This window comes from Planctomycetaceae bacterium (assembly GCA_039680605.1).
Lineage (GTDB): Bacteria > Planctomycetota > Phycisphaerae > SM23-33 > SM23-33 > JAJFUU01.
In genome coordinates this window covers 19076-34074 of record JBDKTA010000041.1, presented here as the reverse complement: position 1 = coordinate 34074, position 14999 = coordinate 19076, and the positions used below count along the sequence as shown (strand labels likewise).

10 protein-coding genes are annotated in these 14999 nt (G+C 65.0%); 7 read left to right on the top strand and 3 right to left on the bottom strand.

Going from position 1 to position 14999, the window contains the following annotated elements:
• Positions 1–42: 42 nt before the first annotated feature.
• The 4 genes from ABFD92_11840 (at position 43) to ABFD92_11825 (ending at position 4348) form a co-directional block, all read left to right on the top strand.
• Positions 43–1500: a radical SAM protein gene (locus tag ABFD92_11840; GenBank protein ID MEN6505226.1), complete on the top strand. Its 1458-nt coding sequence runs from the start codon at positions 43–45 to the stop codon at positions 1498–1500.
• A gap of 230 nt (positions 1501–1730) precedes the next feature.
• On the top strand, positions 1731–2444 hold the full coding sequence (locus ABFD92_11835) for a type II secretion system protein (protein ID MEN6505225.1): 714 nt from the start codon (positions 1731–1733) through the stop codon (positions 2442–2444).
• Between the two features lie 111 nt (positions 2445–2555).
• Entirely contained in the window at positions 2556–3779 is a 1224-nt protein-coding gene (locus ABFD92_11830; GenBank protein MEN6505224.1) for a DEAD/DEAH box helicase, read from the top strand.
• 368 nt (positions 3780–4147) lie between these two features.
• Positions 4148–4348 carry a cold-shock protein gene (locus tag ABFD92_11825; GenBank protein ID MEN6505223.1) on the top strand — a complete coding sequence of 67 codons (201 nt, stop codon included), beginning with the start codon at positions 4148–4150 and terminating at the stop codon, positions 4346–4348.
• A gap of 69 nt (positions 4349–4417) precedes the next feature.
• Here the strand turns inward: ABFD92_11825 and ABFD92_11820 are convergent, their stop codons facing one another.
• Both ABFD92_11820 and galA read right to left on the bottom strand, forming a co-directional pair.
• A complete protein-coding gene (locus tag ABFD92_11820; GenBank protein MEN6505222.1) occupies positions 4418–5950 on the bottom strand; it encodes a hypothetical protein in 1533 nt (510 codons plus the stop codon).
• Between the two features lie 46 nt (positions 5951–5996).
• Positions 5997–8348, bottom strand: coding sequence for a beta-galactosidase GalA (galA, locus tag ABFD92_11815; protein ID MEN6505221.1), 2352 nt, complete (start codon positions 8346–8348; stop codon positions 5997–5999).
• A 134-nt stretch (positions 8349–8482) separates the two neighbouring features.
• On the opposite strand from galA, the gene ABFD92_11810 reads away from it, so the two are divergent.
• Positions 8483–9526, top strand: coding sequence for a pectinesterase family protein (locus ABFD92_11810; GenBank protein MEN6505220.1), 1044 nt, complete (start codon positions 8483–8485; stop codon positions 9524–9526).
• Positions 9527–9693: 167 nt separating this feature from the next.
• Here the strand turns inward: ABFD92_11810 and ABFD92_11805 are convergent, their stop codons facing one another.
• Positions 9694–10716, bottom strand: coding sequence for a Gfo/Idh/MocA family oxidoreductase (locus ABFD92_11805; GenBank protein MEN6505219.1), 1023 nt, complete (start codon positions 10714–10716; stop codon positions 9694–9696).
• A gap of 385 nt (positions 10717–11101) precedes the next feature.
• On the opposite strand from ABFD92_11805, the gene ABFD92_11800 reads away from it, so the two are divergent.
• Both ABFD92_11800 and ABFD92_11795 read left to right on the top strand, forming a co-directional pair.
• The gene (locus ABFD92_11800) at positions 11102–13186 is read left to right on the top strand and encodes a pyruvate formate lyase family protein (GenBank protein ID MEN6505218.1); all 2085 of its coding nucleotides are present in this window, start codon (positions 11102–11104) and stop codon (positions 13184–13186) included.
• A gap of 164 nt (positions 13187–13350) precedes the next feature.
• Entirely contained in the window at positions 13351–14994 is a 1644-nt protein-coding gene (locus ABFD92_11795) for a hypothetical protein (protein MEN6505217.1), read from the top strand.
• Positions 14995–14999: the final 5 nt, after the last annotated feature.

The following is a 14999-nucleotide window of genomic DNA, read 5'->3' as shown; positions in this document are numbered from 1 at the left end:
TGCCCTTGCCGAAGACGGACTGCATCTGTCTATCGTGCCGGAATGAATATCGCCCTGATCAATCCGCCGTTCCTGTTCCCCTGCCGCCAGGAGATCGCCCTGTCGCACTGCCTGGGGCTGCGCAGCATCAGCGCCTCGCTCAAGGCCCGCTCACATCGCGTGCAGTTCATCGACGCCCTCGCCGGCGGGATCGATCACAGCGAGCCCTTCGCCGGCGGCGTGCTGGTCGGTCAGCCGATCGGGCAGATCGTCGCCCAACTCCGCAGCGATACGGACCTGGTGGGCGTCTCGGTGCCCTTCAGCCAGTTGGCCCACGTGGGTCACCGCCTCGTCGCTGCCGCCATCGAGCGCCTGCCGCGAGCCCGCGTCATCCTGGGCGGGGTCTATCCCTCGACCCAGCCGGACCTGGCCCTGCGGGCGGGAGCCCACGCTATCGTCGTCGGCGAGGGTGAGGGCGTGATGTCCGCCATCGCCGGCGGGGCCGCCCTGGAGCAAATCGCCGGCGTCTACACCCGCCCCCTTGCGCCGCCTCAGCGGTACGTCTCGGCCGTAGCGGCAGAAGACCTGGACCTGCTTCCGCGCGTCGACGACGACATCCCGCACCTGGAGGCGTATTTCGAGTTCTCTCCGCGGGCGGCCCGCGGGCGGAGGGTCGCATCGATCATCACTTCTCGCGGCTGTCCGTTTGACTGCGAGTTCTGCAGCGTACATCCGGTGTGCGGGCGGCGATGGCGGGCGATGAGCGCCGAGCGGGTCGTGGACGACGTAGACTACCTCATGTCCAGGCACCGGGTCCGCGAGTTGGAGATCGAGGACGACAACTTCACCCTCGACGCCTCGCGCGCCTGCGAAGTCCTCGAAGGGTTCATCCGTCTGGGACAGCGCCACGGACCGCTGGCCTGGCGGGCGCCTAACGGAATCCGCATCGATACGATCGACGCGCCGCTGGCCGGGCTTATCGCACGCTCCAACTGCACGTCCCTGAGCGTCGCGCTGGAACACGGCGACGGCGAGATGCTGGAGATCATGAACAAGCGGCTCGACCCCGGCCGCGCGTACGAGGCCCTGCGACTGCTGACCACCGCGGGGGTGCGGCAGATCGTGGTCTTCGTCATCGTGGGCTATCCCGGCGAAACGGCCCAGCGGTTCGAGCGGTCGCTGGCATACCTGCGGCGGATCCGCAAGCTCAGCCGGCGGATCATCCCCTGCGTGAACATCGCCCAGCCGTATCCGGGCACGCGGTTGCTGGAGCGGTGCCTGTCGGAGGGGATCATCGTCTCGAGCGAGTTCGCCGATTTCGCCGCCAGCCCGCGGCTCTTGAGCACCAACGCCACGGTGCCCATCGAGACGGCGGATTTCGACGCGGCCGAGGTCTTTCGCCGCCGGCGGCGGATCTGCCGCGCCATGCCGGCGCTGTCCTTGCCGGCCCGGATCGCCAACCGCATCCGGCGCGCATGCCCTCAGTTATGGGGGAAAAGTCGCGGCCGAGGCACTGAATGAAGAAGTAATTTCGTGGTGTGAAATTACTTCTTCATTTGGTGCCGTGTGCCCTATCCAGCGCAAGTACTCATCAAAGCCACACAACGGCTTTGATGAATACTTGGTGCCTCCGCCGCGACTTTTCCCGCATGGCAAAAGCATTACTGCGGCGCGCAGTTGACCGCGGCAGGGCCGGGCTCTAGAATACCTGTGGAAGACTCCGCACAACCACACCCCGAAGGGAGCCCGCCGTGCGACAATCTCCTGCCCAATCCGCTGACCGAGGCTTTACGATGGTCGAACTGCTTGTCGTCATCGCCATCATTGCCGTCCTGGTGGGCATCCTGGTGCCTTCATTCATGTATGTCCGCCAGCAGTCGATGGTGGCCGGATGCCTCAACCGCATCCGGGTGATCAGCGACGGGATCACGAATTACCGCAGCGACAAGATGTACCTGCCCGGTTCGTACAAGGATAGCACCACCAAGTGGTACGAGGTCTCGCCGCTGGCGTCGCTGTACACCTCCAACGCTCTGGTCTGTCCCGGCGACGCGACAGCCAACGTCATGTGCGGCGCCGGCGCCGGCGGATCGATCGACGCCGACGCGACAGTCTTTCGCTCCAGCTATGCCATGAACTACTGGGTGGACCACAACACGCCCAAAGCCTTCAGCCGCAACTACGGTCACCCCGACGAAGCCAACACGATTCTCTTCGGCGAAAGCGAGTGGGGCTGCTATCGCAACGGCGAAGACCTCGGCGAAGTCGCCCAGACGGCGACCTTCCCCCGCGACCGCCATGCCAGCACGCTGAACTTCCTGATGTTCGACCTGTCGGCCCGGTCGGTCACGAGCGAGCCCGTCTCGGCCGATTGCGGCGCCCCGGGTCTCGAAGGCGACTGGGGAGCCCACTTGTGCCTGTACGGTTCCGACGGGATCAGTTGGACCGACCCCTTGAGCAAGTGAGAGAGCACGCTTTGGATGATGACTGAAGGCTGATAGCTGAAAGCTTGATTTGATAGCTGCTGGCAAATCGCCGCGTGCCTTGATAGTATCATACAAAATCGAGGCGATGACATGACGACAGACACCGGCGCATTTGCCGCCCTGGGGCTCAACGGGCCCAGGCTTCAGGCCTTGGAACACATGGGCTGGACCACACCGACGGAGATCCAGATCAAGCTCATCCCGCCGGCGCTGGCCGGGCAGGACATCCTCGGCCAGGCGCAGACCGGCACGGGCAAGACGGCGGCCTTCGGGCTGCCCATTCTGCAGAATCTCCAGGGCGGTCACGGCGTACGCTGTCTGATCCTGGCGCCGACGCGCGAGCTGGCGGCGCAGGTGGCGGGAGAAATGCGCCTGCTGGGGCGCTTCGGCGAGCACAAGATCGCCACCGTCTACGGCGGCGCTCGGATGAAGACTCAGGTGCAGGACCTCAAAGCCGGCGCGAGCATCGTCGTCGGAACGCCCGGGCGCGTGATGGACATGATGCAGCGGCGGCTGCTGAGCCTGGAGCACGTGTCGTTTGTGGTGCTGGACGAAGTGGACCGCATGCTGGACATCGGCTTTCGCGAGGATGTGCGGCACATTCTCTCGCACGCCGCCACGCAGCGCCAGACGATTTTCGTCTCGGCCACCATCCACGAGGAGATCAACCGCCTGGCGCGGCAGTACATGCGTCACCCGGTGGAGGTGTTCTGCGCGCCGGACAAGCTGACGGTCGACCAGATCGATCAATGCTACGTCAGTGTGGCGCCCGAGGACAAGAAACGCCTGCTGGTACACCTGCTGAAAGTCGAAAAGCCCAGCCTGGCGCTGGTGTTCACCCGCACCAAGCGCGACGCGGCCAAGGTGGCCCACCTGCTGCGAGAGGAAGGCGTCAATGCCCGCGAGATCCACGGCGATCTCGAGCAGCGCGACCGCGACAAGGTCATGAAACGATTCCGCGAGGGCGAGCTGCACGTGCTGGTCGCCACGGACCTGGCCAGCCGCGGCATCGACGTCGACGACATCTCACACGTGATCAACTACGAGTTGCCCGACGATCCGGAAGTCTACGTTCACCGCGTCGGCCGAACCGCCCGCATGGGCGCCGCGGGAAAAGCCTTCACGTTCGTCACCCCCGACAAGGGCCGCGAACTGACTCAGATCGAGATCCTCATCAACCGCGAACTGCCCGGCCGCATCATCGAAGGCTTCACGCCCTCGCAGCCCCCCGCCGGCGCTGCCTCAGGCCCGGCCGCCATGCGCGCCGTCGCCCTGCGCCGCCCCAACCGCCGTCCCGTTCGACGTCGCCGTTAGCTTCCGTAATTCTCTGTAAGTCTTTTCATTCAAAATGCCTCTGCGGTCTCTGCGACCTCCGCGGTGAAATATCCGGGCTAGCCGTGAAACCAAGCGAACCTCCGCTAAAAATTCGGGCAATAGGGTGTTGACAGCCCGCGCGGCAGTGTCGACAATGTCGCCGACAGAAGTTCCGGTCCGGGGCTGGAAGCGTTTCCCGCCGCCGCCGGAAGAGACCCGGGTGGGGTCCGGGTAGCGAGTAGATCGATTCACGTGTTGGCACGTCATTACAAGAATCACCGGCCTCGGTGGCCGGAACCCCAGCGCCTTGCACCCCATGACACGGGAATGCAGGGACGGCGTGTCTAGTTTTCTGAAGGAGTTTTTCGATGGCAAGCGGCACAGTAAAGTGGTTCAACAACACCAAGGGCTATGGATTCATCACCACTGAAGATGGCAAGGATGTCTTCGTTCACTACAACGACATCGTCGGCGAAGGGTTCAAGACCCTGGACGAAGGACAGGGCGTCGAGTTCGAGGTCGAAGAAGGCTCCAAGGGCCCCAAGGCCGTCAACGTCAAGCTGAGCTAACCCTCGCTGACGCCGACAAGTTGAATTTCCAGCCAGCGCCGCGGACACCCCGCGGCGCTGGCTTTTTATTCAGCGCCCATGTTCTCCGGCAGGATTGGGCGGAGGCGGGGGCTCAGCCGACGACCCTGCGGTCGCCCGCGGCGGCACGATCTTGACTCGCTCGGGCTGCGTTGCCCCCACGCTGCGCGGATGCACGTACTCGGGCGTATCCTTCGCCTCTCGGGCATCCGGAGGCGTGCTCGATGTGCCTGTGGCGCCCTCGCGAGGAGCCTCCCATCTTCCGCGTTCTTCACGGAGCTTCCGCGCCTCGTCGGCGCCGCTGAGAATCCTGCGGCGATCTTCAGGCTTCATCTGCCCGTACTTCAAGGCCGTGTCCCGCTCGGCGATAACGGTCCCCAGGGGCTTGGCCAGTTCCATCTCCCTTCGCTGGTCGGGCGGCATGCGCCCGACGCTGTTTTCCAGATCGCGATACGTCCGCGGGGGGCGCAGGTCCTTTTCGCCGCGGCGGCGCTCGTAAAGCTCCCGCCGGTGCTCGCGCCAGCGACGGTCGGCACTTTCGTAGCGCCATCGGTCATAGACGTAGATCGGGTCGTACCACGTGGGGTAGCGGTCGCTCTGGAACAGCGGGTAGATGCCCTGGCGCGTGTAGGCGTCGGCGTAGTAGTCGCCGAAGTAGTAGTGCCGGTATCGAGGAGAGGCGAACAGGTTCGCCGACATCGCCCCCAGATCGATCGCGATGCTCGGCGAGTAGCTGTACTGCCGTTGCCGGTAGAGGGCCTGGGGGAAATATACCGGCGCGAACAGCACGCCGCGGCGCTGCAGCGGATAGTCCCAATATCCCTCGGTAAAGACGTACCCGCGCGGCGTCCAGTTGTAGTGCGAGGGAACCCAGACCCAGTCACGCTGCTGCCGAAGCCAATAGCCTCCCCGACGCACGTAACGGCCCTGCTCCCAGCGCCAGATCCCCGGCACCCACACCGCGTCGGCAGCCGGCGCCCGCCCGGGCGCTTGCAGGTCGAACGGAGGCGGCGGGGCAGGAAGATACTCGATCACCTGATCGCTCAGCGACGCCCAGAATCCGCTGATCCACTCCCAACCGGCCGGGGCGGGGGCTTCGCGGTCGCCGACATGGACGCCCAGGCCGCGCCCGATCTGCACGTCCACCCTTCCCCCGCCGACGCGGACGCCGATACCGCCCACGCCGATGTTCACGCCCCCGCGGGCGGCTTCCTTGGGATCGTACACCGGCGCCCAGTAGCCCGGCACCCAATAACGGTTGGGCGGGCTCTGTCGCCAGCAGGCACTGACCCAGATAAAGTCGTTGCGGTCAGTGTCCCAGTTCCAGTAGCCCGGAATCCAGACGAACCCCGGACCTTGAGGACGGTCCAGCGGCGGAATTTCCTCGATGCTCGGTGGCGGCTGATTGGGAACGATCAGGCCCGCCTGAGGGCGCAGCGAAACGGGTTCTGCAAACGCCTCATGCACCGGTCCCCGGGTCAGCACGACCGGCTGCTCGACCGGCGGAGGAGGCGGCTGCGCGATAGCGAAACCTGCCAAGGCAACGAGACCGGCGACGAACGCGGCAACTGGTGCGAGCTTCATGACTGTCCCCTCCTACAACATCATAGCCCTTGCAGAAGGGGGATGACTACTCGCACAGCCCGGGGCGCCGCGCCTGGATGACCGCTTTGGCCGCTTTGAGCGATGACGACTGCGCCGTCAGCGTCACAGGCCCCGCCCGCCCTGTCGATTGCACGATGACCTGGCACAGTCCGGCGAAAGCGTTGCGTCTGTCGGCCTTGTCGCTCTCGTGGCTGGATGGGTTCCCGTTGCCCACGCCGATGATGCGCCCGCCGGCGGTGGCTGCAAAGTGGACCTCGTTCTCGGCGCCGGGGACGACGCGGCCCCTGCCATCGACCACGGCCGCGTTGATCACCACGGCGTCGCGGTTATCCGCGGCCATGGTTTTGCGGTCGGGCATCAGAACGATCGCGGCCGGCTCGCCGGCGGTCTCGACTGCGTCGCGAGCGATCACCTTGCCGTCGCGATAGCCGCGGGCCTCGAGTTTGCCCGGGCGGTACGGCACCTTCCACTCGGCGTGCCCTTGCGGCTCGACGCCGCGGCGGCCAAGCGATTGCCCATCGAGCAGCAGGTCAACCTCCGGGCAGTTCGTGTGTACCCAGACTTCGATCTCCTGCCCTTGGCGGCCGGGCCAGGTCCAGTGCGGCAGAATATGCACCAGCGGCTCGCTGCCCCACCACGCCTTGTAGTAATAGAACGTGTCCTTGGGGAACCCGCAGGTGTCCATGATGCCGAAGTGGCTGTTGATGCACGGCCAGCGATTGTACGGCGTGGGCTCGCCGCGATAGTCGAAGCCCGTCCAGACGAACGCGCCGCCGCACCAGGGGCGCGCCACGTCGTGCTTCCACATCTCCTCTGGGCTCGATCCCCAGCTTGGCACCTCGCGCCCGTAGGCCGTCACGTAACACTTTTCTTCGTCGATGGCGTACTGCCCGCGCGTGCAGAGCGTGCTGGCCGACTCGCTGTACAGCACCGGCATGGCCGGGAACTTCTCGTGGAAGGCGTCGATATTGCCGCACTTGATGTAGTTGCAGCCCTGCACGTCCAGGGTGTGCGTGAACCCCTCGCCCCAGCGGCCGTTCATCGCCTGCGTCACGGCGCGGCTGGGGTCGAGGCTCTTGACGATCCGGTACATCCGCCGCGCGATCCGCCGCCCAACATCCGTGCCCTGGATCGCCATCTCCTCGTTGCCGATGGACCACAGCACCACGCACGGGCGGTTGCGGTCGCGCAGCACCATCGTGCGCAGCTCGGCCAGCGTGTCGTCGTCGGTCCCCATGCGGCGGGTCTCGTCCATCACCAGCATGCCCAGGCGGTCGCAGGCGTCGAGCAGCTCGGCCGTGGGCAGGTTGTGGCTGGTGCGCAGGGCGTTGCAACCCATGTCCTTGAGCCGGCGGATGCGATACTCCTGCAGGCTGTCAGGCAGCGCCGCCCCGACGCCGGCGTGGTCCTGGTGGCAGCAGACGCCCTTGAGCTTCATTCGCTTGCCGTTGAGGGCAAAGCCGGTTTTCGCCGAGAACGCCACCGTGCGAATGCCAAACGGCGTGCGTGTTTCGTCGATCAGCTTGGAACTCTCGCGCACCTGCGTCACCAGCGTGTAACGCTGCGGCGTATCGAGCGACCAAAGCGCCGGCCGCGCCACGCGGGCCTTCTGCACCAGCTCGCGCGTCGCATCCGCCGCCACGCGCAGCGAGCCCTGGACCTTCGCGACGGTCTTGCCCGCCGGGTCGAGAATGATCGAAGTCACTCGACACGCAGCCGCGCGCTCACTGCAATTGCACACGCTGGTCTGGATCGTCAGCGCCGCCCCGCCCTTGCCGACCTTGGCCCGCACGAACGCGCCATGCGGCGCCACGTGCAGCGGCGCCGTCTTGCTCAGCCACACGTGGCGATAGATGCCCGCCCCTTCGTAGAACCAGCCTTCGTCCTTCGACACGTCCACGCGGACGGCCAGCACATTGCGACCGCCGTAGTTGGTTTGGGCGCTCACGTCGATGCGGAAGCTGTTGTACCCGCCGAAATTGCCGCCCATGTAGTGGCCGTTGAACCAGACCACGCAGTTGCGGAACACCCCGTCGAACTCGATCGCCAGGCACGAGCCCTCGTCGCCGGCCGGCAGATCAAACGCGCGGCGGTACCATCCCACCGAGTTCTCCGGGCACTGCCACCCGGCGGCCTTGAACCCGTGGGCGACATCGCCACGCGGATCGAAGGGCAGCTCGACCGCCCAGTCGTGCGGCAGGTCGATGTTGCGCCACGCCGCGTCGTCAAAGTCCGGCACGCCGGGCCCCTGCGAGCAACCGGTCTTGCGAAACAGCCCGTCCTTGCCATAGCCGAAATCTTTCTCCACGTCGGCGGCGTGTCCCAACGCGAACTTCCAACCCTGGTCGAGCGAGAGGCGATGGCGCATCGTCGTCATGATCGTTTCTCCAGCAAAGGAACTCTTGAGCGGCGGATATGATACTGGTTAACTGGTGGATTGGTTAACTGGTTAATTGGTGGATCGGCTTAATTGACCGGCCGCCATGGCACCTGGCTTTTTGGAGTTCGTCCATGCCGGACAAACGAATTCTCTCGCTCATCATGTTCGCAATGGCGGCCGCTGGGTGCGGACCCGAGCGTCAGCCGCTGGCTAACCCGCTGCAGGTCGGGCGCATACTGTACGTCTCCAACGGCGCCAACCGCACCGAGTTCCGCACGATCCAGTCCGCCGTCGACGCCGCCGACTCCAAGATCGAAGGCTGGACGCAGATCCTCGTCCTGCCGGGTATCTACGACGAGAACGTCGTCATCGGGCCCGACAAGGCCCGGATCATCCTGACCGGGCACAACCGCGCCGGCACGGTGCTCATGCGGGGCAAGCTATCGAAGGAGGATGGCCCGCCGCATGGAGAAATTCCCCTGACCGTCCGCGGGCGCGATATCCTTGTCCGCAACATCCGCCTCTGGAACGCCGCCCGCCCCGAGGGCACGCAGCACGAGACGGCCCTGAAGCTCGCCGGCGATCGCATCATCGTGCAGAACGTCGAGATCAAAGGCGACCGCGAGGCCCTGGTGGCGGAGGGGCCCGGTCGGTTCTTCATCACGCTGAGCACGATCGAAGGCCGCCACGACCTGGCCCGCGCCGCCTGCGGCGGCGTCATCACCCTGACCACGTTGCGAGCCCTCGATGCGCCCAAAGAAGGCGGCTACATGCTCCGTGCCTGCCGCAGCGCCGCCCCCGCCACGCAGCCCGCCGGCGCAGCGGCGCCGGTGGGACAAGTCGCCGCCACGCCGCCGAACCTGCCCTGCCCGCTGATCGTGCGCAGTTGCGTCTTCACCGGCGACGCCGACGCCTCGCGTCTCACCGCGGCGGACCTGACGGACGCTGCGGTGCTGTACCTGGTCAGCAACACGTTTGAAAGCCGCATCGGCGTCGGCAAACCTGCCGCCTCATTGGCCGCGGACGCCACGCTGCTGCCTTTCGAAAACAGCGCCGGCAAAGACAAACTGCAGTGGCCCGCCACCCCGCCAGGCCGCATCGCCAAACCTCAGCAGAAGACGCTGGCGGAAATGCTCAACTGGGACGCCGAGGCCATCATGCGGGCGTTTGATTAAGATCCGGCAGTGCGATTGTCAGGATCGGAACGTCAGCGATCGAGCTTGCTCGAGGGGTTCCTTGTTTCTTCCCCATTCGTGACACTCGTGACACCCGCCTTCGCCGAGGCTTCGGCGGGCAGGTTCGTGGACGTAATCTCCCTGATCCCGGAACCCGCGGGCAGACACTACAGTTCCACGCTCTTGCCCGTCCGGGCGGACTCCATCGCCGCGCGATACAGTCTCAGGGTGTCGCGACCGTCGCGGGCGCTGGTGATCGGCGTCAGTCCCTGCTCGACGCAGCGGAAGAAATGCTGCTGGATCGTCTCGTTGGGGTTGTCGACGCGGGCGATCTTGCCAGCCTGGTCGCGCTGTCCGAGGTTGCCCGAAGGATCGATCGCCGTGGCGGCCTGCACGTCGAGCACTTGCTCGTCGGAGCCGTCGAGTTTCTTGCGCACCGCGCCGTCGCGCCCGACGATGATCGCGCCTTTGGTGCCTACCACGCCCACCGAACTCTCGCTCAGGTGCGACCACCAGCTCATCTCCGTGCTGGCGGCCCCGCCGTTGGCGAAGTTCATCATCAGCAGCCCGTGCTCCTGTGCGTCCATCTTCGGCTGAATCTGCCGCGCGAAGCACATCACGTTCTTGACCGGCCCGCCCAGCCATTGCAGCCAGTTGATATCGTGGCTGCCGAAGTCCAGCACCACCCCGCCGGACGTTTCCTGGTGCCCATACCACCGCGCCACGGACATGTCAAAGGGCATGAACCGCCGCGTCCAGGCGGTCACCAGGTCGCCCAGTTCGCCGCTGGCCAGCGTGTCGCGCATGATGCGGTACGGCTGCGTGTATCGCAGCACGTACCCGAGCATGTAGGTGACGCCGGCCTTCTCTGCCGCGGCGATCATCGTGTCGGCGTCGTCGGGGCTGATGCAGATGGGCTTTTCGGTAAAGATGTGCTTGCCCGCAGCGGCGGCCGCGGTGACGATCTCGACGCGGTTGAACGGTTCGGTGCAGACCCAGACGGCGTCGCAGCCGGCGAGCAGCTCGCGGAACTTGAGGGTGTACGGCGCGCCGGTGATCTTTGAGACGCTCTTGGCCTTGTCCTCGATCAGGTCGCACACGCCGGTGATCTTGACGTTGGGCATCTTGGAAAGAATGCCCGCGTGATGATGTCCCATCCCGCCCAGACCGATCATCGCCAGTTTTATCATCGATTGACTCCTGTAGAAGCACAGACGGTATGAATGGCGGGCGGCAAAGTCAAGGCGGCAGCAAGTAATAGCCGCTGAGGTCGCTGAGGACGCTGAGGAAGAATGGATGGTTGGATGATTGGATAATTGGATGAATGATTGGCTGGACGATCCGGCGTCCCACACATCCATTCATCCTTCCATGCATCCATCCTTCTGGTTTCTTCGTCTTCTTCCTTCCTCAGCGTCCTCTGCGACCTCAGCGGCCCATTTGTCCCCTTGCACCGAGGCGGACCATGAGTGCATCCCTTTTCGTCCTCGTCGTCCTCGTCCTCGTCGTCGGTTTTTCTTTGACCGTAGGACAAAAAAAGGGCATAGAATGCTCTTTTGGCCAAAGGAGAGGACGTTGACCGCCACGCAGACCGCCCAGCAGTCCCAGGATCTGGTCCAGAAGCGTATCGAACTGGCCCGGCAGATTGCCGAGCACACCGTGCAATCCCTCGCCCAGACGCCCCCCGAGATCCGCCCGCAGGGGCTCATCGCCGGACCCATGCGGCGCACCTGCTCCCAAGGTATGAACTGGGGCGCCGACAACCTGCATTACCCCATGGACGTCCGCACCCTGCTGCGCCTGGGCGTCAGCGGCATCGCCGCAACGGCACGGGAAAATGCCACGCGGCTGGCGCCCGAGCAGGCCGACTACCTCCGCAACATCGCATGCGTGTACGAGGCCATCGCCTCGTTCATCGCCGCACACGCCAGGCTGGCCCAGGATCAGATGACCGGCGCCACCACGGCCGAGCGGCACCGGCTCAAGGCCATCGCCGAAAACTGCGCCGCCCTGGCCGCCGGGCCGCCGGCGACCTTCGCCCAGGCAGTGCAGCTTTTCTGGTTCATCCACTCCATGCGCGGGATGTACAACGTCTCCAGCACGATCGGCCGGCTCGACCAGCACCTCAACCCCTTCTACGTTGCCGACGTGGCGGCCGGGCGGCTGACGCGCGACGAGGCGCTGGAGCTGACGTGCGAGCTGTGGCGGCTACTGAATATCGTCGTCGACCACCCGGCGATGGGGCTGATGAACCTGATGGTCGGCGGGCAGGACGCCGCCGGCAACGACGCCACCAACGATGTGTCGTATCTGCTGATCGACACGGCCATCGCCGTCAATGACACCAACCCGTTCCTCAGCGCCCGTATCCACGCGCGAACGCCGGCGGCGTTTATCGACAAAGTCGTCGAGCTGCAGCTCGTCGGCCACGGGCAGGGCACCATTTATAATGATGAGTTGATCATCCCCTCGCTGGTGAACTACGGCGTGCCGATCGAGCTGGCCCGCAACTTCGCCAACGACGGCTGCAACGAAGTCACGATCGACGGCCAATCGACGATCACCTTCACCATCGTCGACGCGCTCAAGAGCCTGGAGCTGGCGATCTTCAACGGCAAAGACTGCCCCTCCTGCCGCCAGGCCCCCAAGCAGAGCCTGCGCAAGGATGAGCAGGCGCATGACTTCTCCGGCATGGCCGAGGCGGGACTGTGCACGGGCGACTTCGCCGAGATGACCAGCTTCGACCAGTTCTTCGATGCCTTCTGGACGCAGTTCAAGCACCAGATCGAGACGCGCCTCGAGCAGCAGAACACAGGCTGGCGAGCGGCCATGGACCATGGCATCTCCTCGCCGGTGATGGCCGGCACGTTCAAGACGGTGCTCGAGACGGGTCTGGATCCTTTCCGCGGCGGCGTCGAGACGCCGATTCTGGGTATCTTCCTGGGAACGCTGGGCACGGCAGGCGACTGCCTGGCCGCCATTCGGAAGGTGATTTTCGAAGACAAAGCCGCCACGGCCGACCAGCTTCGCCAGGCCCTTGCCGCCGACTGGAAAGGCTTCGAGCCCCTCCGCCGCCAGTGCCTGGCCGCCCCCAAGTACGGCAACGACGATGATTACGTCGATCGCATTATCGCCGAGGCCGCACGGCGCGCCATCGACTGCGTGCGCCACTATCCTTCCGCTACGGGGCGAGGGAACTGGCCATGCCTGTTCAACCACAGCTTCCTGCCCACGGCCCAGAACTGCGGCGCCACCGCCGACGGGCGAAAGTGGATGGAACCGGTGGGCGAGCACTTTTCGCCCACGCCCGGCCGGGCGATCAGCGGCCCCACTGCCGTCATCCGCTCGGCCACCAAGAGCCCGCTTCACGAAGCCGTCGGCGTGGCGATTTTCCACGTGGGCCTCTCTCGCGACATGGCCCCCAGAAACTCCGCCGGAGCCGCCCTGGTCAAGAGTCTTCTGCAAGCGGGCCTGAAGATGGGCGCCACGACGATGAACACGGCGATCTACGACATCGAAACGCTCAAAGCCGCCAAGGCCCACCCCGAGAAGTACGCCGACTTGATCGTGCGAGTCTGGGGCTACTCCGCGCGGTTCACGGGCCTGTCTGAAGAAATGCAGGACCACATCATCGCCCGCGCGGTCAGGGATAAGAACTGACCACAGAGGCACAGAGGCGGATGAGGTAGAAACAAAGACTTTGCCACAAAGAGCACAAAGAACACGAAGAAGATAAGGACGAAGGAGTCTTGATCCCTGTCTCTTTCTGTATTTTTGGTGACCTTTGTGGCGAAGCTTCTTCTTTCTTCTTACGAGTGCATACGATGAACACGCGAAATGGTCTGGTGGCATTATCGGTGATCGTTCTTCTGGCCGCTTGCGGCTTCGCGGATGGGCCCAAGGTCCCCCCGCCGCTCGGAGCGCCGCTGGCGGCGAAGTGGGAATACAGCCGCGACGGCGGCAAGACGTTCTCGCCCGAGGCGCCGACGGTGACGGTGACGGGGCATCCGGATGCCAAAAATGCCTGTGTCGCGCGGGCGACGTTCACCATCGACGACACCGCCAGGATCGGGGCTGTCAAGATCGTGACAGCGTCGGGGACTGGGGCCTTCGCCCTGACCGACGCCGACAGCGTCCAGCGGCGGTACGTCGGAGCCTGCCCCACCCTCGTCAACGTCAAGCTGGCTGTCAACGGCAAGGAGACCGACGCGGGGCACTTCCCCTCGCGCCTGTACAACTATCTCACCATCGACCCTGACCTGCTGCACAAAGGCGCCAACACGCTGACGGTGGCGGCCGTGCTGTGGGCGCCGCCGTCTTCCAAGAGCGACGCCCCTGCGGCACTTGCCCTGGAGACGCTCGGGGCCGACCTGGTCTCGCTCGACCGCGGGCCGACGCTGGGGCCCATCGGCGAGGACTACTTCACCTTCACCGCCCGAGCGGTGACGGCGTGCGATTTCACGGTGACGGTCAAACCGCTCGAACCTGCCGGGGCGCAAACACAGCAGGCCTTGCCCAAGACGCGATTGCTGCGGGCGAAGGCGGCGATCCCCAAGGGGACGAAGAAGTTCGCCTACACACTGACGGCCAAGTCCTCAGCCGGGGCGACCAAGGCGTACGGGCCTTACGAAGTGGTCGTGCCGGTCTTCGGCGAGGGGTTCAAGTTCGTCGCCGCGGCCAACACGTACATCTACGGCCATCATCCCGAGGAGCTCAAGGCATTCTTCGCCAAGCTGCCGGCCTCGGGCGGACAGATCTTCGTGCATGGCGGCGTGATGCAGAACGTGGCCACCCACGACCAGATGTGGACGAACGACTTCTTCTACTACAGCCGCGAGGCGCTGGCCCGCATGCCGATGTACGCCGTGCCGGGCTACCCCGACACGTACTCGATGGAGGCCTGGGGCAGCGAGTTCTACTTCCCCACTGCCGACGGGACATGGAATTACTGGACGCAGGCGCTGGGCAAGGTGCGGCTGATCGGGATCGAGGCGATGTCGATGATGGAGGACAAGGGCGCCGGCAAGGCCTGGCTGGAGGATGTGCTCAAGAACGCCAAGGAAGATTACGTCATCGTCTTCAACTCGCAGACGCCCAACTGCTCGGGGCAGAACGCCAAGTATTTTTCAAAGCCGGCGGTGGAGTACATCGCCAAGAATATCAGCCCGCTGCTGGTGAAGTACAAGGTCACGGCCACCATAGGCAGCTACCACTACAGCTACCAGCGCAACGAGCCGGCGGCCGACGAGAGCGTCACGACGATCATGACCAGCCGCGCCGGCGGGCTGGGCTGGCCGCTGCGCAGCGACATGGTGGCCGCCAACAAAGCCTCGAAAGTCGCCATCGGCGACAAGAACCACTACTGCCTCTTCGAAGTGACCAAAGACGCTTTGCAGATGCAGGCGGTGGCGTACGAGACCGGCGAGGTCATCGACAAGGTGACGTTCAAACCGCGCGGGAAGAACTGAGTTGT